This window comes from Rhodococcus sp. NPDC054953 (assembly GCF_053609225.1).
In genome coordinates this window covers 38326-61413 of sequence record NZ_JBSGXD010000023.1, presented here as the reverse complement: position 1 = coordinate 61413, position 23088 = coordinate 38326, and the positions used below count along the sequence as shown (strand labels likewise).

General features: G+C 70.8%; 21 protein-coding genes. 1 reads left to right on the top strand and 20 read right to left on the bottom strand.

Features of this window, described 5'->3' with window-relative positions; translation table 11 throughout:
- Positions 1-69: 69 nt before the first annotated feature.
- From carB to ACWF62_RS15900, 9 genes are all read right to left on the bottom strand, one after another.
- Complete coding sequence (gene carB, locus ACWF62_RS15940) at positions 70-3408, bottom strand: carbamoyl-phosphate synthase large subunit (RefSeq protein ID WP_378506273.1); 3339 nt, start codon at positions 3406-3408, stop codon at positions 70-72.
- A complete protein-coding gene (carA, locus tag ACWF62_RS15935) occupies positions 3408-4568 on the bottom strand; it encodes a glutamine-hydrolyzing carbamoyl-phosphate synthase small subunit (protein WP_378506272.1) in 1161 nt (386 codons plus the stop codon). Before carA ends, carB begins: the two co-directional genes overlap by 1 nt.
- Complete coding sequence (locus ACWF62_RS15930; RefSeq protein WP_378506271.1) at positions 4565-5050, bottom strand: PH-like domain-containing protein; 486 nt, start codon at positions 5048-5050, stop codon at positions 4565-4567. Before ACWF62_RS15930 ends, carA begins: the two co-directional genes overlap by 4 nt.
- Positions 5050-6348, bottom strand: coding sequence for a dihydroorotase (locus tag ACWF62_RS15925; RefSeq protein ID WP_452630582.1), 1299 nt, complete (start codon positions 6346-6348; stop codon positions 5050-5052). The genes ACWF62_RS15930 and ACWF62_RS15925 overlap by 1 nt, the downstream gene beginning before the upstream one ends.
- Complete coding sequence (locus ACWF62_RS15920) at positions 6345-7292, bottom strand: aspartate carbamoyltransferase catalytic subunit (RefSeq protein WP_378506269.1); 948 nt, start codon at positions 7290-7292, stop codon at positions 6345-6347. The genes ACWF62_RS15925 and ACWF62_RS15920 overlap by 4 nt, the downstream gene beginning before the upstream one ends.
- A complete protein-coding gene (pyrR, locus tag ACWF62_RS15915; protein WP_378506268.1) occupies positions 7289-7870 on the bottom strand; it encodes a bifunctional pyr operon transcriptional regulator/uracil phosphoribosyltransferase PyrR in 582 nt (193 codons plus the stop codon). The genes ACWF62_RS15920 and pyrR overlap by 4 nt, the downstream gene beginning before the upstream one ends.
- A 186-nt stretch (positions 7871-8056) precedes the next feature.
- Positions 8057-8557, bottom strand: coding sequence for a transcription antitermination factor NusB (gene nusB / locus ACWF62_RS15910; protein ID WP_378506267.1), 501 nt, complete (start codon positions 8555-8557; stop codon positions 8057-8059).
- A gap of 1 nt (position 8558) precedes the next feature.
- Positions 8559-9122 (bottom strand): elongation factor P, encoded by a 564-nt coding sequence (gene efp, locus ACWF62_RS15905; protein ID WP_378506266.1) that lies wholly within the window; start codon positions 9120-9122, stop codon positions 8559-8561.
- 17 nt (positions 9123-9139) lie between these two features.
- Positions 9140-10246: an aminopeptidase P family protein gene (locus ACWF62_RS15900; protein WP_378506265.1), complete on the bottom strand. Its 1107-nt coding sequence runs from the start codon at positions 10244-10246 to the stop codon at positions 9140-9142.
- A gap of 123 nt (positions 10247-10369) precedes the next feature.
- On the opposite strand from ACWF62_RS15900, the gene ACWF62_RS15895 reads away from it, so the two are divergent.
- The gene (locus ACWF62_RS15895) at positions 10370-11008 is read left to right on the top strand and encodes a B-4DMT family transporter (protein WP_452630581.1); all 639 of its coding nucleotides are present in this window, start codon (positions 10370-10372) and stop codon (positions 11006-11008) included.
- Between the two features lie 93 nt (positions 11009-11101).
- Here ACWF62_RS15895 and aroQ read toward each other — a convergent pair whose 3' ends face one another.
- The 11 genes from aroQ to ACWF62_RS15840 all read right to left on the bottom strand — a co-directional run bounded on the left by aroQ (position 11102) and on the right by ACWF62_RS15840 (position 22923).
- The gene (gene aroQ, locus ACWF62_RS15890) at positions 11102-11527 is read right to left on the bottom strand and encodes a type II 3-dehydroquinate dehydratase (protein WP_378506263.1); all 426 of its coding nucleotides are present in this window, start codon (positions 11525-11527) and stop codon (positions 11102-11104) included.
- Positions 11524-12633, bottom strand: a complete 1110-nt coding sequence (gene aroB / locus ACWF62_RS15885) for a 3-dehydroquinate synthase (RefSeq protein ID WP_378570072.1) — start codon at positions 12631-12633, stop codon at positions 11524-11526. Before aroB ends, aroQ begins: the two co-directional genes overlap by 4 nt.
- Positions 12630-13202 carry a shikimate kinase gene (locus ACWF62_RS15880; protein ID WP_378506261.1) on the bottom strand — a complete coding sequence of 191 codons (573 nt, stop codon included), beginning with the start codon at positions 13200-13202 and terminating at the stop codon, positions 12630-12632. The genes aroB and ACWF62_RS15880 overlap by 4 nt, the downstream gene beginning before the upstream one ends.
- Complete coding sequence (gene aroC, locus ACWF62_RS15875; protein ID WP_378506403.1) at positions 13199-14386, bottom strand: chorismate synthase; 1188 nt, start codon at positions 14384-14386, stop codon at positions 13199-13201. Before aroC ends, ACWF62_RS15880 begins: the two co-directional genes overlap by 4 nt.
- A 43-nt stretch (positions 14387-14429) precedes the next feature.
- Positions 14430-14861, bottom strand: a complete 432-nt coding sequence (locus ACWF62_RS15870) for a prepilin peptidase (protein ID WP_378506260.1) — start codon at positions 14859-14861, stop codon at positions 14430-14432.
- A 120-nt stretch (positions 14862-14981) separates the two neighbouring features.
- On the bottom strand, positions 14982-15821 hold the full coding sequence (locus ACWF62_RS15865; RefSeq protein WP_378506259.1) for a shikimate dehydrogenase: 840 nt from the start codon (positions 15819-15821) through the stop codon (positions 14982-14984).
- Positions 15811-17040 carry an endolytic transglycosylase MltG gene (locus tag ACWF62_RS15860; RefSeq protein WP_378506258.1) on the bottom strand — a complete coding sequence of 410 codons (1230 nt, stop codon included), beginning with the start codon at positions 17038-17040 and terminating at the stop codon, positions 15811-15813. Before ACWF62_RS15860 ends, ACWF62_RS15865 begins: the two co-directional genes overlap by 11 nt.
- A complete protein-coding gene (gene ruvX / locus ACWF62_RS15855; protein ID WP_378570071.1) occupies positions 17037-17564 on the bottom strand; it encodes a Holliday junction resolvase RuvX in 528 nt (175 codons plus the stop codon). Before ruvX ends, ACWF62_RS15860 begins: the two co-directional genes overlap by 4 nt.
- On the bottom strand, positions 17561-20227 hold the full coding sequence (gene alaS / locus ACWF62_RS15850; RefSeq protein ID WP_378570082.1) for an alanine--tRNA ligase: 2667 nt from the start codon (positions 20225-20227) through the stop codon (positions 17561-17563). The genes ruvX and alaS overlap by 4 nt, the downstream gene beginning before the upstream one ends.
- Before the next feature lie 116 nt (positions 20228-20343).
- Positions 20344-21486, bottom strand: coding sequence for a cytochrome P450 (locus ACWF62_RS15845; protein WP_378570070.1), 1143 nt, complete (start codon positions 21484-21486; stop codon positions 20344-20346).
- Positions 21487-21558: 72 nt separating this feature from the next.
- Positions 21559-22923 carry a replication-associated recombination protein A gene (locus tag ACWF62_RS15840; RefSeq protein WP_452630586.1) on the bottom strand — a complete coding sequence of 455 codons (1365 nt, stop codon included), beginning with the start codon at positions 22921-22923 and terminating at the stop codon, positions 21559-21561.
- Positions 22924-23088: the final 165 nt, after the last annotated feature.

The window sequence follows — 23088 nt, the reverse complement described above, 5'->3', positions numbered from 1 at the left end:
GTCTCGGGACCTCGTTCAGGGGCCGTGAGCCCCAACTGTCGGTGCTCATGAGCCCAGCGGCCTCGGTGCTCATCCGCGCAACGTCGCGTGCAGGTCCTGCAGCGACTGGACCCCGATGTCGCCGCGGATCGCGGCCTCGATGCCCTGGACCGCGGCCGACGCGCCCTGCACGGTGGTGATGCACGGGATCGTCGCCGACACGGCCGCGCTCCGGATCTCGTAGCCGTCGACACGCGGTCCGGAGTTCCCGTACGGCGTGTTGATCACCATGTCGACCTCGCCGGCCCGGATCCGGTCGACGATGGTGACGGCGCCCTCGTCGAGCTCCTCACCGGACTGCTTGTGCACCTGCTCGCAGACGATGCCGTTGCGGCGCAGCACGTCCGCGGTGCCCGCGGTCGCGAGGATCGCGAAGCCGAGGTCCGCGAGCCGCTTGACCGGGAAGATCAGCGACCGCTTGTCCTTGTTCGCGACGGAGACGAAGACGGTGCCGGAGGTGGGCAGCGATCCGTACGACGCGGTCTGGCTCTTCGCGAACGCGGTGCCGAAGTCCTTGTCGATGCCCATCACCTCGCCGGTGGACTTCATCTCCGGGCTGAGCAGGGTGTCGACGCCGGTGCCGTCGGCGCGGCGGAACCGGTTGAACGGCAGCACCGCCTCCTTGACCGCGATCGGCGCGGTCGCCGGCGTCTCGCCGCCGTCCCCGCTCGCGGGCAGAATGCCCTTGCTGCGCAGCTCGGCGATCGACTCACCGAGCATCACCCGCGCGCACGCCTTCGCCAGCTGCACCGCGGTCGCCTTCGACACGAACGGCACCGTGCGGGACGCCCGCGGGTTCGCCTCAAGGACGTAGAGGATGTCGTCCTTGAGCGCGTACTGCACGTTGAGCAGGCCCTTGACGCCGATGCCCTTCGCGAGCGCCTCGGTGGAGCGGCGCACGTTCTCCAGGTCGGCCCGGCCGAGGGTGATCGGCGGCAACGCGCAGGCGGAGTCACCGGAGTGGATGCCCGCCTCCTCGATGTGCTCCATCACGCCGCCGAGGTACACCTCGGTGCCGTCGCACAGCGCGTCGACGTCGATCTCGACGGCGTCCTCGAGGAACCGGTCGACCAGCACGGGCCGGTCGTCGGAGATCTCGGTGGCGCGGGCGATGTAGTCCTGCAGCGACTTCTCGTCGTACACGATCTCCATGCCGCGCCCGCCGAGCACGTAGGACGGCCGCACCAGCACCGGGTAGCCGATCCCGGACGCGATGTCCCGGGCGCCGTCGAAGGTGGTGGCGGTGCCGAACTTCGGCGCGGGCAGCCCGGCCTCGGTGAGGACGCGGCCGAACTCGCCGCGGTCCTCGGCCAGGTCGATGGCCTCGGGGCTGGTGCCGACGATCGGGACACCGGCCTCCTTCAGCCGCCGCGCCAGACCCAGCGGCGTCTGACCGCCGAGCTGCACGATGACGCCGGCGACGGTGCCCGACGCCGACTCCGCGCGGTACACCTCGAGCACGTCCTCGAAGGTCAGCGGCTCGAAGTACAGCCGGTCGGCGGTGTCGTAGTCGGTGGAGACGGTCTCCGGGTTGCAGTTGACCATCACCGTCTCGTACCCGGCCTCGGACAGGGTCAGCGCCGCGTGCACGCACGAGTAGTCGAACTCGATGCCCTGACCGATGCGGTTCGGACCGGAGCCGAGGATCAGCACCTTCTGCTTCTCCCGCTGCTCGGCGACCTCGGTCTCGGCGTTCGGATCGAGCTCGTACGTCGAGTAGTGGTACGGCGTCTTGGCCTCGAACTCGGCGGCGCAGGTGTCGACGGTCTTGTACACCGGGTGGATGCTCAGCTCGTCGCGCAGCGCGCGGACCGCGTCCTCCCCCACCCGGTGGTCGCCGAACTCGGGCCGCAGCGCGGCGATCTGCCGATCCGACAGGCCGTGGTACTTGGCCTGCCGCAGCGTCACCTCGTCGAGGTGCTCGGCGGCACGCAGGTGCTCGCCCAGCTCGTGGATCTGCTCGAACTGGTCGAGGAACCACGGGTCGATCGCGGTGGCGTCGAACAGCTGCTCGACGGTCGCACCGAGCGCGAACGCCTTCGCGATGCCGTACATGCGGCCGTCGTGCGGGACCTTCAGCTCCTCGAGCAGCGCGTCGAGGTCGTCCCCCTCCACCTCGGGGCCGGTCCACCAGCCCGCCCGCTTGGTCTCCAGCGAGCGCATCACCTTGCCGAACGCCTCGGTGAAGTTGCGGCCGATGGACATGGCCTCACCGACGGACTTCATCGTGGTGGTCAGGGTGCCGTCGGCGCCCGGGAACTTCTCGAACGCGAACCGCGGCGCCTTGACGACGACGTAGTCGAGCGTCGGCTCGAAGCAGGCCGGCGTCTCCTTCGTGATGTCGTTGACGATCTCGTCGAGGGTGTAGCCGATCGCCAGCTTGGCGGCCATCTTCGCGATCGGGTAGCCGGTCGCCTTCGACGCCAGCGCCGACGAGCGGGACACCCGCGGGTTCATCTCGATGACGACCAGGCGGCCATCCTTCGGGTCCATCGCGAACTGGATGTTGCAGCCGCCGGTGTCGACGCCGACCTCGCGCAGGATCGCGATGGAGAGGTCACGCATCTCCTGGTATTCGCGGTCGGTGAGCGTCATCGCGGGCGCGACGGTGACCGAGTCACCGGTGTGCACGCCGACCGGGTCGACGTTCTCGATCGAGCAGACGATGACCACGTTGTCGCGGCCGTCGCGCATCAGCTCGAGCTCGTACTCCTTCCAGCCGAGGATGGACTCCTCGATCAGGACGTTCGCCGTCGGCGACGCGGCGAGGCCGCCGCCGGCGATCCGCTCCAGGTCGGTCTCGTCGTAGGCCATCCCGGACCCGAGGCCGCCCATCGTGAACGACGGCCGCACCACGACCGGGTAGCCGAGCTCGGCGACGGTGTCCTTCACCTCGTCCATCGTGAAGCACACCCGCGAGCGCGCCGACTCGCCGCCGCACTTGGTGACGATGTCCTTGAACTTCTGCCGGTCCTCGCCCCGCTGGATGGCGTCGAAGTCGGCGCCGATCAGCTCGACGCCGTACTTGGTGAGCAGGCCCTGCTCGTGCAGCGCGACGGCGGTGTTCAGTGCGGTCTGGCCGCCGAGGGTCGCCAGGACGGCGTCGATCGGGGTGCCCTTCGCGGCCTCGCGGGCGAAGACCTTCTCGACGAACTCCGCGGTGATCGGCTCGACGTAGGTGGAGTCGGCGAACTCCGGGTCGGTCATGATCGTGGCCGGGTTGGAGTTGACCAGCGAGACCCGCAGGCCCTCCTCCCGGAGCACGCGGCACGCCTGGGTGCCGGAGTAGTCGAACTCGCAGGCCTGGCCGATGACGATCGGACCGGAACCGATCACCAGGATGTGCTTGAGATCTGTGCGCTTCGGCATTACTTCTTGGCTCCCTCGAGCAGGCTGGTGAAACGGTCGAACAGGTAGGCGGCGTCGTGCGGGCCCGCCGCGGCCTCCGGGTGGTACTGCACGGAGAACGCGGAGTCGTCGAGCAGGCGGACGCCCTCGACGGCACCGTCGTTGGCGCAGGTGTGGGAGACCTGGGCGCGACCGAACGGGGTGTCGAACTCCTGGCCCGCTTCGCCCTCGAGCGCGAACCCGTGGTTCTGCGCGGTGATCGCGATCCGGCCGGTGCCGTGCTCGACCACCGGGATGTTGATGCCGCGGTGCCCGAACTTCATCTTGTAGGTGTCCAGGCCGAGGGCGCGACCGAGGATCTGGTTGCCGAAGCAGATGCCGAACAGCGGCAGACCCTGGCCGAGGACCTCCTTCGTCAGGTGCACCGCGCCGTCCGCGGTCGCCGGGTCGCCGGGGCCGTTGGACAGGAACACGCCGTCCGCGTTCAGGTCGAGGATCTGCTCGAGGCTCGCGGTCGAGGGCAGCACATGCACCCGGATCCCGCGCTGCGCGAACATCCGCGGCGTGTTGGTCTTGATGCCGAGGTCGATCGCGGCGACCGTGAAGCGGGCCTTGCCGCCGACCGGCTCGACGACGTAGCCGCTGCTGGTGGACACCTCACCGGCCAGGTCAGCGCCGAGCATCGCGGGCTGCCCCTGCACCGCGGCGAGCATGCTGGCGTCGTCGGCGAGCGCGGCGCCGGAGAACACGCCGGCGCGCATCGATCCGCGGGTGCGCAGGTGCCGGACCAGGGCGCGGGTGTCGATGCCTGCGATGCCGACGACGCCCTGCCGCTCCAGCTCATCCTGCAGCGACCCGGTGGCCCGCCAGCTCGACGTGCGGCGCGACGGATCACGGACCACGAAACCGGCCACCCAGATTCGCGACTCCGACGACTTTCCGGTCGGGCCGACGGACTCGTTGTCCTCGTCGTTCCAGCCGGTGTTGCCGATCTGCGGGGCGGTGGCCACCACGATCTGGCGGTGGTAGCTGGGGTCGGTCAGGGTCTCCTGGTAGCCGGTCATGCCGGTGGAGAACACCGCCTCACCCAGGGTCTGCCCGGTGGCGCCGAACTCGACGCCGCGGAAGATCCGGCCGTCCTCCAGGACGAGGGCCGCGGGCCCTGACTTCACGATGCTCACTCTTTCTCTCCATCCACCCAGGTCGGGTACACGCTCTTGTCGTCTCCACGGAATCCGGTGTCGATCTCCGTTCCGGTGGGCAGCTCCCACCGGATCACCAGGACCCCGTCCTTGCTCATGACCTTGCCCGCGAGCCCGCGTTCGGTCCGGATCGCGCGGATCGACTCCTGCGGGATCCAGATCGGCGACGCCCCGTCGCGTTCGAGCAGCACACCCAGCTCGTGGCGGCTCAGTTCGCCGGTGGCCCGGTGGCCGAGGTCGCCGACCGCGATCCGGTCCTGCCAACTCGGGGCGAGGGTGCTGCCCACATACAGTCCGGTGCTCGGCGGGATCAGCTGCGCCCCCCGCTCGGCGGGGACGGCGGGCAGGTCGCCGACGCGCTCCCGCTGCCGCTTCGCCCGGCCCCGCCAGCCCCAGAACATCAACGCAACCAGCACCACCCACAGGGCCGCGAAGCCGGCGGTGATCAGGACCCGGTCCATCACCGCACCCGCCCCTCGAGCACCGTCGGCGTGCCCCGCAGCAGGGTGGTGGTGACCTTCGCACCGAAGGTCATCGCCTCGTAGGGAGTGTTGTTCGCGATCGACGCGAGCTCGGGTCCGCGGACCGTCCACTCCCGGGCCGGGTCGACCAGCGTCAGGTTTGCCGGCTCGCCGACCGCGATCGGGCGGCCCTGGTCGGGCAGCCCGACGATCTCCGCGGGCCGCTCGCTCATCACCTTCGCGACGCCGCGCCAGTCCAGCAGCCCGGGCTCGACCATGGTCTGCGCGATGATCGCCAGCGCCGTCTCCAACCCGAGCATGCCGGGGCGGGCCTGCGAGAACTCGCAGCACTTGTCCTGCTCGGCGTGCGGGGCGTGGTCGGTGCCGACGCAGTCGATCGTGCCGTCGGCCAGCGCCGCGCGCAGCGCCTCCACGTCGGAACGTTCCCGCAGCGGCGGGTTCACCCGGTTCACCCCGTCGTAGGTCTCCAGCCGGGAGTCGTCGAGCAGCAGGTGATGCGGGGTGACCTCGGCGGTGATCGAGATGCCCTGCCCCTTGGCCCACTTCAGCAGTTCGACGGTGCCTGCGGTGGAGGCGTGGCAGATGTGCACGCGGGCTCCGGCGTCGCGGGCAAGCAGGGCGTCGCGGGCGACGATCGACTCCTCCGCCGCCCGCGGCCAGCCACCGAGCCCGAGCCGGGCGGCGGTCGGGCCCTCGTGGGCGACGGCGCCGACGGTCAACCGCGGCTCCTCCGCGTGCTGCGCGATCAGCACACCGAGCGCGCTGGAGTATTCCAGGGCGCGGCGCATGATTAGCGGGTCGTCAACGCAGTGGCCGTCGTCGGAGAACAGCTTGACCTGCCCGACGCCGGCGGCCATCGTCGCCATCTCGGCGAGCTGCTTGCCCGCCAGTCCGACGGTGACCGCCCCGACCGGGTGCACGTCGACGAGCCCGACCTCCTGGCCGCGGCGCCACACGTGGTCGGTGATGACCACCGAGTCGGCGACCGGGCTGGTGTTGGCCATCGCGAAGACCGCGGTGAATCCACCGAGAGCCGCTGCCGCGGAGCCGGTTTCGATGGTCTCGGTGTCCTCGCGGCCAGGTTCCCGCAGGTGGGTGTGCAGGTCGACGAAGCCGGGCAGCAGGATCTGGCCCGCGGCGTCGATCACGGTGGCGTCGTCCGCCGCGGCGAGTCCCGCCCCGATCTCGGCGATCTCGCCGCCGCGGATCAGCACGTCGACCGGGTCACCCTCGCCGTAGATCCGCGTTCCGGTGATCAGCACCTCGCCGCCGCTCACAGCGCCACCCCTTCCCCGGTACCGACCAACAACCCGAACAGGACAGCCATGCGGATGTGAACTCCATTCGTGACCTGCTGCAGCACAGCAGTTTTCGGTGAATCGGCAACGGCGGACGCGATCTCCATGCCGCGCAGCATCGGCCCCGGGTGCAGCACCACCGCATGCTCCGGCAGCAGCGCGAGGCGCCTCTCGTTGAGGCCGTAGGTGATCGAGTACTCGCGCGGCGACGGGAAGAACCCGCCGTTCATCCGCTCCGCCTGCACCCGCAGCATCAGCACCGCGTCCAGGCCCGGCAGTTCGGCGTCGATCGAATGCGAGACGGTGACCGGCCAGCTCGACACCCCCACCGGCAGCAGCGTCGGGGGCGCGACCAGCACCACCTCCGCGCCGAGCATCGACAGCAGGAACGCGTTGGACCGCGCGACCCGACTGTGCAGGATGTCGCCGACGATCGCGATCCGTTTGCCCGCGATGTCGCCGAGCCGCTGCCGCAGGGTGAGCGCATCCAGCAACGCCTGCGTCGGATGCTCGTGGGTGCCGTCGCCCGCGTTGATGACGGCGGGCCCGCCGCCGTTACCGTCGCCGGTCCACTCGGCGATCCGGTGCGCGGCGCCCGACGCGGGATGCCGCACGATCAGCGCGTCCGCGCCAGCGGCGTGCAGGGTCAGCGCGGTGTCCCGCAGCGACTCGCCCTTGCTCACCGATGAACTCGACGCGCTGACGTTGATCACGTCCGCGCTCATCCACTTCCCGGCGACCTCGAAGGAGACGCGGGTGCGGGTCGAGTTCTCGAAGAAGACGGTCATCACGGTGCGCCCGCGCAGGGTCGGCAGCTTGCGGACCTCGCGGCCGAGCAGCGCCTGCTGGAATCGTTCGGCCTCGTCGAGCAGTGCGGTGGCCGACTCCGCGGTCAGGTCGGTGACCGAGAGCAGATGCTTCACTGGGCGGTTCCCTCGTTCTCTCCGCTGCTGAGCGTCACGGCGTCGACGCCGTCGTGCTCGACCAGCAGCACCTGGACGTCCTCGCTGCGCGCGGTGGGGACGTTCTTACCGACGTAGTCCGCGCGCAGCGGAAGCTCCCGGTGGCCGCGGTCGACGAGGACCGCCAGCTGCACGGCACGGGGCCTGCCGAGGTCCCGCAGCGCGTCCAGCGCCGACCGCACCGAGCGGCCCGAGAACAGGACGTCGTCGACGAGGATCACCAGCGCGCTGTCGACCCCGCCGTCCGGCACCGAGGTCCGCTCGAGCGGGCGGTGCGGCTTGGTCCGCAGGTCGTCGCGGTAGAGGGTGATGTCCAGGGATCCGACGGGGGGCCGGATGCCGGAGAATTCCTCGATCTTCGCGGCGAGGCGGTGGGCGAGGGTGGTGCCGCGGGTCGGGATACCGATCAACACCACACGGGGTGGATCGTTCTCCGCGTCCAGCGCGGTCTTCTCGATGATCTGGTGCGCGATCCGGGCGACCGTGCGACCGACGTCGGCAGCGGAGAGCAACTCCCTACCGGTGGGTGTGTTCGACAAGCTGGACCTCCTTCTCCGCCTCTCGGGACGGATCGTTAAAGGATGTCTGACGCCGCTCAGCCTAGCAGCGCGGGCACCCGTCACCCGCACCCGCGCGACGTGGGCCTGACCACAGCCCGGATACGGGTGAAGGGCACCCTCGCCCGGTCCAACCGGTCGAGGGTGCCCTTCACCCGTGGCGGCGAGTCAGTCGTCGGACGACTCCGCGGCCTGCTGCTGAGACTGCGCGGTCGCGGCGGCGGCGGCCCGCACCTGGGGCGCGACGAGGACGACCTGCCCGAGGATGCCGTTGACGAACGCGGGCGACTCGTCGGTGGACAGTTCCTTCGCAAGTTCGACGGCCTCGTCGACCGCGACGACCGGCGGCACGTCCGTGGCGTGGAACAGTTCCCACACCGCGATCCGCAGGATGGCCCGGTCGACGGCGGGCAGCCGGTCGAGCGTCCAGTCCTGCAGATGGTCGGCGATCACCCGGTCCAGCCGGTCCAGGTTCTCCGCGACACCGGTCACCACCGTGACCGTGTACGGGTTCACCGGCGCGACGGTGTCGTCCCTGCTGGACAGCTCGACCCGCTCATCCGCAAGGTTCACCGGGTCGAGGTCACGCGCCTCCGCCTCAAACAGGAAGTCGACGGCACGCTTGCGGGCCTTGTGCCTGGCCCCGAGCTTCTTCTGGCTACCGGACACGCTACGAGTTCACGCGGCCCAGGTAGTTGCCGTCACGCGAGTCGATCTTCAGCTTGTCACCGGTGTTGATGAACAGCGGGACCTGCACCTCGGCGCCGGTCTCCAGGGTCGCGGGCTTGGTGCCGCCGGTGGAGCGGTCACCCTGCAGGCCCGGATCGGTGTGCTGGACCAGCAGCTCGACGGTGACCGGCAGCTCCACGAACAGCGGGGCATCCTCGTGCGTGGCGACCTGGACCTGCATGTTCTCCAGCAGGAAGCGGTGGCCGTCCCCGACGGTGGCCTCCGGGATGGAGATCTGGTCGTAGGTGTCGCCGTCCATGAAGACGTAGTCGCTGCCGTCGTGGTACAGGTACGTCATGTCGCGGCGGTCGACGGTCGCGGTCTCGACCTTCACCCCGGCGTTGAACGTCTTGTCCACGTTCTTGCCCGAGAGCACATTCTTCAGCTTCGTCCGCACGAACGCGGGACCCTTGCCCGGCTTGACGTGCTGGAACTCGACGATCTGCCAGAGCTGGCCCTCGATCTTCAGTACGAGCCCGTTCTTGAAATCACTGGTGTCCGCCACTGGCTTCGCGTCTCCTTTTAGACGATTGTCAAATCCTTGCTGGTGAGCGTGAGGAGCTCGGGCCCCTGCTCGCGGACCACGAGGGTGTCCTCGATCCGGACGCCTCCGCGCCCGGAGAAGTACACCCCCGGCTCGACGGTCACCGCAGCACCGGCTAGCAGTGTACCGGTGCCGCCCTTCCCGATCCCCGGCGCTTCATGGATCTCCAGGCCGACACCGTGCCCGAGACCGTGCAGGAACAGGTCGCCGTGACCCGCGTCCTCGATCACCGAACGGGACGCCGCGTCCACCTCGCCGACCGCGACCCCGGGTGCCAGCGCCGCCCGCCCCGCCGCCTGCGACCGCAGCACCAGGTCGTACACGTCCCGCTGCCAGGCCGCAGCCGACCCGAGCACATAGGTGCGGGTCATATCGGAGTGGTAGCCGGCGACGGTGGCTCCGAAGTCGAGCTTGACGAAGTCCCCGGACGCCAACACCGCGTCCGTCGGCCGGTGATGCGGGATCGCCGAGTTCGCGCCCGCCGCCACGATCGTCTCGAACGAGACGCCGTCGCCGCCGTGCTCGAGCATCAGGAACTCAAGGTCCCGCCCGACCTCCCGCTCGGTCCGGCCCGGCCGCAGCCCGCCCCGCTCGATCAGCACGGCCAGCGCCAGATCCGCAGCCGCACAAGCCCGCCGGAGCAGACCGACCTCGTGCTCGTCCTTGACCTCCCGCAGCCGCTCCACCAGTCGCGGGGCACGGGTCAGGGCAAGGTCCGGCGCCGCGGACCGCCACGCGGCCAGCGCGTCGACCGTCACCACATGACTCTCGAACCCCACCCGCACGCCCGCACGGTCCGCGAGCCGCCCGACCAGGGCCGCCGCGCTCGACCGGTCGATCACCGCCCGCAGGTCCGGCACCTGCGCACCGACCTGGGTGACGTAGCGGCCGTCGGTGCAGATGACCGTCCGGTCCTCAGTGTCCGGGCCGTCGCCCGCGTCGACGATCAGCGCCGCGTTCGACCCGGTGAATCCGGTGAGGTAGCGGATGTTGAGCAGGTCGGTGACCAGCAGGACGTCGAGGTCATGCTCGGCGAGCAGTCGGCGCAGGGCGGCGCGGCGTGCGCCGTGATCGGCAGTGAACATGGGTCCAACCTACGACAGTGACCCGCCCGGTCGGGCGCGGTCGCCGTCCGATTGGCCGAGTATCCGCGGCCGGCGGTGTCGGTTGGGTCACAGCCCCGACGTGACGCTCGTTACGCTGTCCGCATGAAACCCTGGATTGTTCGCGGTCTCGGCATGACATTCGTCCACGTCATCACCCGTGTCGTGCTCGGAATCGCCATCACCGCGTGGCCCCTGCACGGGTCGCTGATGCGCTGGCTCGGCATCATCGTCGTCGTCCTCGCGGCACTGTTGTGGGCGGGAATCGACGGCATCCGTGACGCCCGCGCGCATCCGTCCGAGCGGGAGGAGGCGGACCTGACGATGACCTGGCTCAAGGCGGGCGCCGTCGCCGGCCTGCTCTCGGGTGCGGTGTGCTGGCTGATCGGCGCGGTGTCCGACATCGCGCTCGGCGAGAACCCGCTGTTCTTCGAACTGACCTCCGGCGCCGCCTTCACCCTGCTGCTGGTGTTCGTTCCCGCGATGCTCGCGGTCGCGGTCGGGCGGTTCCTCGCGCATCGGGACGCGAACAAGGCGGACAAGCAGGCCGCGGTCGCCGCGCCGGTCCCGGTGGCGGCAGCAATCGCGGGTGACCCCGAGACGACCGAGCAGTGGTCACACGAGGAGGACGGTGGATCGTACGGGTTCGCCGAGGGCCCCTACTCCGAACCCTCCGACGACACCGGTCCCGCCGACGACGCCCCCACCGAGGTGTTCCGCGCGGTCCAGCCGCCGAAGGACTGAATGCAGCTCCGCTGCCCGTGAGTGATTTTCACCCCGGTCGGGGTGAAAATCACTCACAGTTCCGGCTTCCCGGGGCGGCGCGGCCGCCGATGGTCAGCGCTCGGCGAGGAACCGCATCGCGAGAGCGTAGCCCTGCACCCCGGCACCGACGATGACAGCGGTCGCGAGCGGGCTCAGGTACGAATGCTGCCGGAACTCCTCGCGGGCGTGCACGTTCGAGATGTGCACCTCGACGAGCCCCGCGGTCAGCTCCGCGCAGGCATCCCGCAGGACCACCGAGGTGTGCGTCAGACCACCCGCATTGAGGATCACCGGCTCCCCCGCGTCCGCGGCGTCGTGGATCCAGCCGAGCAGCTCGCCCTCGTGATCGGACTGCCGGACCTGCACCTGCACACCGAGTTCCGCGGCGGTGCGGTCGCACAGGGCCACCAGGTCGGCGTGTGTGGTCGCGCCGTACACCTCGGGCTGACGGCGTCCGAGCCGCCCCAGGTTCGGCCCGTTGATGATCTGGATCGTCACAGCAGTACCGTACCGGCGGTCGCGCCCGGGTCACGGGAGATCGCGGAGTAGGCCGCGGCGAGCAGCGTCGGGTCCGGGCCCTCCAGTCGGCTCGGCTTCGCCAGGCCGTCCAGGACCACGAACCGCAACATGCCCGCGCGGTTCTTCTTGTCGGTCTGCATGCCCTTCATCAGGTCGGCGAAGGCGTCCGCGTCGTAGCCGGTGGGCAGCCCGATCGACTCGAGGATCGACTTGTGCCGATCGGCGGTGGCATCGTCGAGGCGGCCCGCGAGCCGACCGAGTTCGGCGGCGAAGACCAGCCCGACGGACACCGCGGCACCGTGCCGCCAGCGGTACTTCTCGCGCCGCTCGATCGCGTGGCCGAGGGTGTGCCCGTAGTTGAGGATCTCCCGCAGGCTCGACTCCTTGAGGTCCGCGGCGACGACCGTCGCCTTCACCTCGACAGAGCGGCGGATCAGTTCGGGCAGGACCTCCCCGGTCGGGTCGAGGGCGGCCTCCGGGTCCGCCTCGATCAGGTCGAGGATCACCGGGTCGGCAATGAAGCCGGTCTTGATCACCTCGGCCATGCCGGCAACGATCTCGTTGCGCGGCACCGTTTCCAGGGTCGCGAGGTCGATCAGGACGGCGGACGGTTCATGGAACGACCCGACGAGGTTCTTCCCCGCGTCGGTGTTGATGCCGGTCTTGCCGCCGACCGCGGCATCGACCATCGCCAGCAACGTGGTCGGCACGTGCACGACCTTCACCCCGCGCATCCAGGTCGCCGCGACGAACCCGGCGAGGTCGGTTGCCGCGCCGCCGCCGAGGCTGACCACCGCGTCGCTGCGGGTCAGGCCGATCCGGCCGAGCACCTCCCAGCAGAATCCGGCGACCGCGAGATCCTTGCCGTCCTCGGCGTCCGGGATCTCGATGCTGTGCGCGTCGATCCCCTTCGCGGCGAGCGCCGCCTTGAGCACGTCCGCGGTCTGCAGCAGCGTCGGCTGGTGGATGATCGCGATGGTCCGGATGCCCGCAAGTTCGCCGACGATGTCGTCGAGCAGACCGCGGCCGATGATCACCGGATACGGGTTGGCCGTCTCGACCTGGACGCGTACGGGTTCGGTCACTGCCTGCCTTCTTCCTTCTGCGTGTCACCGGGCCGCGGGTCGAGCGGCGCCGGGTCGGTCTTCGTCGGGTCAAGCTTCGCGAGCAACTGCTCGACGACCCGGGCGGGGCTGCGCCCGTCGGTGCGCAACCGAATGGTCGCGACCTCCCGGTAGAGGGGTCGGCGGCGGCGCATCAGATCGCGGTACTTCTGTCGCGGGTCGCCGCCGGTGAGCAGCGGGCGACCGGTGTTGGCGCCGGTCCGTTTGAGGCCCTCGGCGACGCTGATCTCGAGGTAGACGACGGTGTGCCCGGCCAGCCTGCGCCGGGTGGTGTCGGAGAGGATCGCGCCGCCGCCGAGGGAGACGATGCCGTCCTGCTCCCCGAGGGCGCGGCGGACGACGTCCTCCTCGATTGTCCGGAACCCCGCCTCGCCGTCCTCGGCGAAGATCGCCGGGATGGTCCGGCCGGTCTCCTGCTCGATTGCCACGTCGGTGTCGTAGACGTCGAGGTCGAGCGCCCGGGCCAGCCGCCTCCCGATGGTCGACTTCCCGGCACCGGGCGGCCCGATCAGGACCGCGCGCGGGCTCACCTCGCCAGCCGCTCCCGCACGGCCGCGAGGTAGCCCTCGACGTTGCGCTGGGTCTCGGCGACGGAGTCGCCACCGAACTTCTCCAGCGCCGCCTGCGCGACGACGAGCGCGACCATGGACTCCGCGACGACACCGGCCGCGGGGACCGCACACACGTCGCTGCGCTGGTGGATCGCGACCGCTTCCTCGCCGGTGGCCATGTCGACGGTGGCCAGCGCGCGCGGAACGGTGGAGATCGGCTTCATCGCGGCACGCACCCGCAGCGCCTCGCCGTTGGTCATGCCGCCCTCGAGGCCACCCGCCCGGTTGGTCGAGCGCAGCACCCCGTCGGGGCCGGGCGTCATCTCGTCGTGCGCGGCACTTCCGCGGCGGCGGGCGGTCTCGAAGCCGTCCCCGACCTCGACACCCTTGATCGCCTGAATTCCCATGAGAGCGGCGGCCAGTCGTGCGTCGAGGCGGTTCTCGCCGCTGATGAATGAGCCGAGCCCGACGGGCAGGCCTTCGACGATCACCTCGACGACACCGCCGAGGGTGTCGCCGTCCTTCTTCGCGGCCTCGATCTCGGTGATCATCGACTCCTCGGCTGCCTTGTCGAAGGCGCGCACCGGGCTGGCATCGACGGCATCGAGATCGTCGGGCCGCGGCCCGGGGCCGACGTAGGGTTCGGACGCGCCGATGGAGATGACATGCGAGAGCACCTCGACACCGAACACCTGGCGCAGGAAGTTGCGGGCGATGGTGCCCGCGGCGACCCGGGCCGCGGTCTCCCTGGCGCTGGCCCGTTCGAGCACGGGACGGGCGTCGTCGAATCCGTACTTGAGCATCCCGGAGAAGTCGGCGTGGCCGGGCCGCGGACGGGTCAGCGGCGCGTTGCGGGCCAGGTCCTTGAGGAGCGCCTCGTCGACCGGGTCGGAGGCCATCACGGTCTCCCACTTGGGCCATTCACTGTTGGCGACCTCGACGGCGATCGGTCCGCCCATGGTGCGGCCGTGCCGGACGCCGCCGACGACGGTGACGACGTCCTTCTCGAAGCTCATCCGGGCGCCGCGCCCGTAACCGAGGCGGCGGCGGGCCAATTGGGAAGCGATCTCGTCCGAGGTGACCTCGACCCCGGCGACCATGCCGTCGAGCATCGCGACGAGGGCGGGTCCGTGGGATTCTCCGGCAGTTATCCAGCGCAGCACGCCGCCCATCATTCCACGGGACTGTTCCCGCTCGTCACACCGGTCACGCGAGGACGGCGAGCGCCACGAGCGAGGCCGCGCACATCGACGGTCCGTGCGGCAGACTCGCCCCGCCCCGCCCGGCGATGCGCAGCGTCACCCCGGCTGCGGCGGTGAGCGCGAACGCCCCGACCGCCGCCGCCAGCCACACCTGCGCCCCGCCCATCCCGGTGGCGGCGCCGAGCCCGACCGCGAGTTTGACGTCCCCGCCGCCCATCGAGGTGGGGGCGGCGAGGCGCATCAGCAGGTACCCGCCCCCGAGCAGGGCGGCGCCGACGAGGGCCTGGCGCAGCCCGCCGGTCGCGGCGGCGACCGCGAGGATCGCCGCAGCCCCCGGCAGCGTCAGCAGGTTCGGCAGCCGCCGCGTCCGCAGGTCGATCAGTCCGAGCCAGCCGCACCAGGCCGCGAGCGGTAGTAGTCCCCCGATGTCCCCCATCCGGGCAGCGTCGCACGCGCCGTCAGTCCTCCCCGACCGGCGACCTGGGGCTATCGCCGTCCTGTGGATGAATTCGGCGCCGCCGACCGTGCGTGATTTTTACCCCAATGCGGGTGAAGATCACGCACGGGCGCGGAGCGCTGCGGCCATCGCGGCTCGCGGCGCCTGCCGCCCGGTGAACTGCTCGACCTGCCCGAACGCCTGGTTCAGCAGCATCCGCAGCCCGTCGACGACGGTGCCACCCGCCGCCAGCACCGCCGACGCGAGCGGCGTCGGCCAGGGGTCGTAGATGGCGTCGAAGACCACCGGCGCGTGCGCGACCGCGGACGCGTACGGCGCGACGGCGTCGGCGGGGACGGTGCTGATCACGACCGCGGCGTCCCGGCACGCGGCGGCCAGCGCGACCTGCTCGAAGCCCTGATGGCGGGCCCGCAGCCCCATCGTGCCCGCGCAGGCCAGGGTGTCGGCGGCGCGGTCCGCGGACCGGGCGACGACGGACACCTCCGCGACACCGAGGTCGGCGAGCGCGCGCAGGGCCGGGCGTGAGGTGCCGCCCGCACCGATCAGCACGGCGCTCGCACCGGCGAGGTCCACCACCCCGACCTCGGCGAGCGCACCGGCGACACCGTCGACGTCGGTGCAGTCGGCGCGCCAGCCTCCGTCTATCCGGACCAGCGTGTTCGCCGACCCGACCTGCACGGCCCGCTCGGTCCGCTCGACCGCATACCCGAGGGCGGCGACCTTGCCGGGCATCGTCACCGACAGCCCGACCCATTCGGGTCCGAGTCCGTCGACGAGGCCGGGCAGCTGCTCGCCGGTGCATTCGATGCGCTCATAGGTCCAGTCGGTGAGGCCGAGCGCCCGGTACGCCGCGAGGTGCAGCTGCGGGGACCGGGAGTGTTCGATCGGCTTCCCAAGGACGGCCGCCCGCCGCGGCCCGCTCGTGTGGTCAGCGTCCACTGCTCAGAATCCCGCTCTGCACAGCCTTCTTGCTGTTCTCGAGGTGCTCGGCGTAGCTCTTGGTGAACAGGGTGGTGCCCCTGTCGTCGATGGTGACGAAGTACAGCCAGTCGCCGGGCGGCGCGGTCTCGACCGCCTGCACGGCCTTGATGCTCGGCGACGAGATCGGTGTTGCGGGCAGCCCCTCCATCGCGTAGGTGTTCCACGGCGTGACCGTCGCCCTGTCGGCGTCGGTGGTCGCCAGCTCCGTGGTGTCGAGGGCGTAGTTGACGGTCGAGTCGAACTCGAGGCGCTGCGGAACCGCGAGCCGGTTGATGATGACCCGCGCGACCTTGCCGAAATCGGCGGGCAGGGCCTCCCGTTCGACGAGGGATGCGGCGATCAGCACCTGATACCCGTCCAGCCCGATGCTGGCGCCCGCGGACGTGATGCCCGTCGCCTCGTACTTGGCGGCGCTTCCGCTGACCAGTCCACGGAGGATCTCGGTGGCGTCGGCGCCCGGGTCGAAGTCCCAGCTGCCCGCGGCGATGAGCCCCTCGAGCTGGCGGGTGCGGTCGGGCACCCCCTGGACCCGCGCGGCCGCCCAGTCGGGAACCCCGAGCGCGGCGAGGTCGGGTCCCGCGCCTGCCGCGTCGAGTTCCTCGACGCTGACGCAGTCCAGCGCACCCGACGCCGCGGGCAGGCAGCTGGCCTCGGAGATCAGGGTGTAGATGCCCCGCTTGGTTGCGCCGGTCTTCACGTCCGTGGTGTCGTGCAGTTGCCTGCCCTCGGAGATCACCAGCGATCCGACCCGCGACGACGGGTCGACCAGCGTGCTGACCGCGGTGGCGGCGGGCAACCGGGATTCCAGGTGGTAGTACCCGGGCTGCAGCGAGTTCATCGACGCGTTCTGCACGGCGGCGGTGTAGAACGCGGCGCTGCTGGCGACGACGTCCTTCTCGACCATCTGCGCGCCGATCTCGGTCGCGGTGTCGCCGGGGCGCACCTCGACGACCACCTCCGGTCCGGCGTCCCCCGCCGCGTAGTCGGCGGGGGCGTCGTCCCCGAGCAGACCCAGCGCGAGGTAGCCACCACCCGCGAGCACGCCGACGCCGGCGACCGCGGCGGCGACAACCCCCACCGTACGGCCGCGTTTACGGCGGGAAACGGCGGATTCCCTTGCCTCCCTGGCTCGGCGGGCCTCCGCACGGCTCTGGTACTGCCGATGCTCGTCGATCACTCCTCCTCCGTCGACACGTCCGCGGTGTGCGCCGACCGCAGCACCGCGCTTCGCTGATCGAGCCATCCCTGCAGGATCGCGACGGCCGCGGCCTGGTCGATCACCGACCGCTGCCCCTTCGCCTTGACCCCGCTCTCCCGCAGGGCCCGCGACGCGGTGACCGTCGTGAAGCGTTCGTCGGTCATCCGGACCGGGATCGGGGCGATCCGTTCCCGGAGCCGATCCGCGAACGCCACGGCGAGACCGGCGGCGGCGCCGCGCTCCCCGCGCAGGGTCTGCGGCAGACCGACGATAACCTCCACCGCCTCGTACTCCTCGACGATCGCGACCAGGCGCGTCAGGTCGGAGGTGTCCGCCCTGCTCTTGGCCCGGGCAACGGTCTCGACCGGCGTGGCGAGAATGCCGTCGGGGTCGCTCGCCGCGACCCCGATCCGGACGCTGCCCACGTCGATGGCGATGCGCCGCCCCCTGCCGGGGTCGTCCGCACCGGGCTGGTCAGCCGCCGGCGGCGGGCCCGAACTCACCCGGCGATCTCGGTGACGCGGGCGCGGACCGCGGCGAGGGCGGCCGGGATGCCGGACGGGTCGGCGCCGGATCCCTGCGCCATCTCCGGCTTGCCGCCGCCACGCCCGCCGATCAGCGGGCCGAACGCGCCGACCAGGTCGCCGGACTTGACGCCGAGGTCCTGCGCGGCCTTGCTGGCGGTGACGACGAACGGCACCTTGCCGTCGGTGGCACCGAGCAGCACGACGACCGCGGCCTCGGTGCCGAAGCGGCCCCGGATGTCGGTGGCGAGGGTGCGCAGGTCCCCGCCGGACACCCCGTCCGGCGCCTGCGCGGCCACCAGCAGCAGCCCACCGATCCGCTCGGCCTTCTCGACGAATCCGGCCGCCGACGCGAGCACCGCCGCCGCCTTCGTTGCCTCGAGTTCCTTCTCCGCGACCTTGAGCCGCTCGACGAGCTGCTCGACCCGGCCGGGCACCTCCTCGGAGGGCACCTTCAGCGCGGTCGCGACACCGGCGAGCAGGGCCCGCTCCTTGGCGAGGTAGCGGTACGAGTCGAGGCCGACGAACGCCTCGACGCGGCGGGCTCCGGAGCCGACGGACGACTCACCGAGAATGGTGATCTGGCCGATCTGCGCCGACGCCTGCACGTGGGTGCCGCCGCACAGTTCCATCGAGAACGGGCCGCCGATCTCCACGACCCGCACCTCGTCGCCGTAGTTCTCGCCGAACAGCGCCATCGCGCCCATCGACTTGGCCTTGTCGAGATCGGTGACGAACGTGTTGACGGGGTGGTTCGCGGCGACCGCCTCGTTGGCGACGGCCTCGATGTCGGCGAGCTGCTGCGCCGACAGCTGGTTCTGCGCGGCGAAGTCGAATCGCAGGTAGCCGGGCTTGTTCAACGACCCCTTCTGGGTGGTGTTCGGGCCGAGCACCTGCCGCAGCGCGGCGTGCACCATGTGCGTGCCGGAGTGGCCTTGGGTGGCACCGGACCGCCAGGACGGGTCGACCTGCGCGAGGATCGCATCACCCTCGGTGATCTGCCCGTCCTCGACGGTGACCTTGTGCACCCACAGCTTCTTCGCGATCTTCTGCACGTCCCGGACCCGCACCCGCATGCCGGGGCCGGTGAGGACACCGATGTCGGCGATCTGGCCGCCGGACTCGGCATACAGCGGGGTGCGGTCGAGGATCACCTCGACCTCCTGCCCCACGGTCGCCGTCGGCACCCGAACGCCACCGGAGATCAGCGCGAGAACCGTTGCCTCCGTTGTCAGTTCCGCGAAGCCGGTGAACTCGGTCTCGCCGCGGTCGACGAACTCCTTGTAGATGCTCAGGTCAGCGTGCGCGTGCTTGCGGGACTGTGCGTCCTCCTTGGCGCGCTTGCGCTGCTCGGCCATCAGCGACCGGAAGCCGTCCTCGTCGACGGACAGGCCCGCCTCGGACGCCATCTCGAGGGTCAGGTCGATCGGGAACCCGTACGTGTCGTGCAGGACGAACGCCTCGCTGCCGCCGAAGACCTTCTTGCCCGACGACTTGATCTCGTCTGCCTCAGCCTCGAACATCTTCGAGCCGGACGCCAGGGTCCGCAGGAACGCGGTCTCCTCGCCGACCGCGACGCCGAGGATGCGGTCGAAGTCGGTCTCGAGGACGGGGTACGACGGGGCCATCGTGTCCCGGACGACGGTGACGAACTCGCTCATGCTGGGCTGGTCCGCGCCGAGCAGCTTCGCGGAGCGGACGATGCGGCGCAGCAGCCGGCGCAGCACGTAGCCGCGACCCTCGTTGCCGGGGTTGACGCCATCCGCGATCAGCATCACCGCGGTGCGGGCGTGGTCGGCGATGACGCGGAAGCGGATGTCGGACTCGTTGTCGACGCCGTAGGCGGCGCCGGTCAGCTCCTCCGCCTTGGTGATCACCGGGCGTACCAGGTCGGTCTCGTAGACGTTGTCGACGTCCTGCAGCAGGAACGCGACGCGCTCGACGCCCATGCCGGTGTCGATGTTCTTCTTCGGCAGCACACCGACCGGGGGGTGCCCCTTCTTCGGGCTGAGCTCACCCCGCACGTCCTGCATGAAGACCAGGTTCCAGATCTCGATGTAGCGGTCCTCGTCGACGACGGGCCCGCCCTCCTTGCCGTATTCAGGTCCACGGTCGTAGTAGATCTCCGAGCACGGCCCACCCGGGCCCGGCACGCCCATATCCCAGTAGTTGTCCTCGCCGTCACGGAACTGGATCCGCTCCTCGGGCATCCCGGCTACCCGCCGCCAGATCTCGGCCGCCTCCGGATCCTGGTTGTACGCGGTCACCCAGATGCGCTCGGGATCGAAGCCGTAGCCGCCCTCCTCCTGCGGCTTCGTGATCAGCTCCCAGGCGAGGGTGATCGCACCTTCCTTGAAGTAGTCGCCGAAGGAGAAGTTCCCGGCCATCTGGAAGAAGGTGTTGTGCCGGGTGGTGACGCCGACGTTCTCGATGTCGCCGGTACGCACGCACTTCTGGACGCTGGTCGCGGTCGAGTACGGCGGGGTCTGCTGGCCGAGGAAGTACGGCTTGAACTGCACCATGCCCGCGTTCACGAACAGCAGGTTCGGGTCGTCGAAGATCAGTGAGGCGCTGGCCACCTCGGTGTGACCCGCCGTGACGAAGTGGTCGAGGAATCGCCTGCGGATCTCGTGGGTCTGCACCTGGTTGCCCTTCGCGTCTGAACTGAATCTGCCGTCGACCGTCGCCGTGCACGACGACATCGACCCTTCACAAGCTTAACGTCCGTGTCAGGCGAGTTCCGCGGGCAGTGGCGCGATCACCGAAGACGCAGGGACAGCCGGGTGAACCCGCCGGTCGGATAGCGCGCGGTGACGGTCGCCCCGCCGCCCGGCGCGATCGCGGTCGTCGCCGCCAGCAGTTCCTCGAACAGCACCCGCAACTCCAGCCGCGCGAGCGGCGCGCCGGGACAGTAGTGGACGCCGCGACCGTAGACCAGGTTGTCGGCCCGGTCCCGGTCGAGGCGGAACTCGTCGGGGTCGCCGAACACCCGCGGGTCGCGGTTTGCCGAAGCCCACACCACGTACACCCGGTCCCCGGCATTGACCGGGGTCCCCGCCACGTCGGCAGGCCGGGTCACCCGGCGTCTGCTCGCCACGAACGGCGAGTTGATCCGCTGGATCTCGTCGGTGGCGGCGTCGAGCAGCGCCGGGTCGGCGCGCAGCACCGCCTGGACGTCCGGGTGTCGGGCGAGGAACTCGGCGACGACACCGGCGCTGGCCGCGATCGTGGACAGTTCCGCCACCGTCCAGTTCCGGATGATGGAGACGATCTCCTCGTCGGTGAGGGGCCTGCCGTCGACGCGTTCGGTGAGCAACTCCCCGGTCGGGTCGGCGGCGGGGCGTCCCCTGCGCCGGTCCAACTGTTCCCGGATGTGACCGTCGAACTCGACCGCGATCGCCGCCATCGCGGCCCGATCCACGGCGAGCGTTGCGCGCCGGTTCTTCTCCGTCCAGTCCCGCATCGGGGCACGCAGCGTGTCCGGCCAGCCCATGAACGCACAGGTCGCGTCGTTCGCGAAGGGTTCGGCCAGGTCCGCCATCGCGTCGACGTCGACGCCCCTCGGCAGGGCCGAGACCAGCCCGGCGCAGATGGTCCGCAGCATTGGCTCGAACGCGGCGATCCGGTCCCCGGTGAAGTAGCCGTCCACGATCCGCCGGAGGCTGCGGTGCCGCTCGCCGTCGAGACCGTTCGGGATCTGCAGGTGCCGGGACACCTCGTTCGAGTAGGTGCCGGGGTCGTCGGCGATCGCGACGGTGTCCGCGTGCCCGAATACCGTCCAGCTGTCGTTGCCGTCGTATGCGATCGGGCAGCGGGCCCGCATCGCGTCGTAGGACGCGAGCTGGTCGGATTGGACCGCGTCGGACCGGGGCTGCCAGTCCGGTTCCCGAGTGCCCGTCATGTCGGCTCCCCTCGTCCGTCGAACGGTGCGTGCTGTGCACCCCGATCGGGGTGCACAGCACGCACAGGCGCGTCAGCCGCGGACGATACGCCGCAATTTGCCGACCCGCGCGCCGATCTCGCGCTCGGAGCCGTGCGTGGTCGGGTCGTAGTAGTCGACCCCGACGAGGTCGTCCGGCGGGTACTGCTGCGCCAGCACCCCGTCGGACGTGTCGTGCGGGTACCGGTAGCCGACCGCATTGCCGAGGGGCTGCGCGCCCGCGTAGTGCCCGTCCCGCAGGTGCGGCGGAACGGCCCCGACCTTGCCCGCCCGGATGTCGGCGATCGCGGCCCCGATCGCGGCGGTGACCGCACCGGACTTGGGCGCGGTGGCGATGTGGATGGTGGCCTGCGCCAGCGCGAGCTGCGCCTCCGGCATCCCGACGAGCTGCACCACCTGCGCGGCTGCGGTCGCGGTCTGCAGCGCCGTCGGGTCGGCCATCCCGACATCCTCGCTGGCATGGATCATCAACCGCCGGGCAATGAACCGCGGGTCCTCCCCCGCGACGATCATCCGTGCGAGGTAGTGCAGCGCGGCGTCGACGTCGGATCCGCGCAGCGACTTGATAAACGCGCTGATGATGTCGTAATGCTGGTCGCCGTCCCGGTCGTAGCGGACCGCGGCCCGGTCGACGCTTGCCTCGACCGCGGCGAGGTCGACGACGGCACCACCGTCGCGGTCCTGCACGGCCTCGACCGCCGCCTCGAGCGCGGTCAGCGCCCGCCGCGCGTCGCCGCCGGAAAGCCGGACCAGGTGGTCGATCGCCTCGTCCGCCAGCGTGACGGCACCGCCGAACCCCCGCGGATCGGTCACCGCACGGTCGAGAAGTTCACGAATGTCCCCGTCCGTCAGCGACTTCAGCTGCAGCACCAGCGACCGGGACAGCAGCGGCGAGACGACGGAGAACGACGGGTTCTCGGTGGTCGCGGCGACGAGCAGCACGATCCGGTTCTCCACGGCGGCGAGCAGCGCGTCCTGCTGGGTCTTGGAGAAGCGGTGTACCTCGTCGATGAACAGCACGGTCTGTTCGCCGGGAGTGGAGCCCACGGAACGACCCGAGGTCCCCGCCGCGAGTCGCCTGCGGGCCAGGTCGATGACGGCGCGCACATCCTTGACCCCGGCGGACAGCGCGGACAGCGCCTCGAACCGGCGTCCGGTGGCCCGGGAGATCAGCGACGCGAGGGTCGTCTTGCCGGTGCCGGGCGGACCGTACAGCAGCACCGAGGCGGCGCCGGATCCCTCGACGAGGCGGCGCAGCGGGGCACCCGACCCGAGGAGATGGTCCTGGCCGAGCACCTCCTCGAGGGTCTCCGGGCGCATCCGGACGGCCAGCGGCGCGTCGGGGCGGGTCGGCGCGAGACCCCCGGTGACGCCGCCGGGTGCGGGTTCCCGGTCCACCGCGCCCGGCGCCTCGAACAGACCGTTCTCCTCGGCCGCGCTGTCGGACGGTCCCAGCCAATCGCTCACGTGCTCGAACCTACCGGGCCCGGCCGGCCCGGCGGCCGGTGGGCGACGGCCGTCGGAACTCTTCGTGAACATCGGTTCGGACCCAGCGCCACCGAT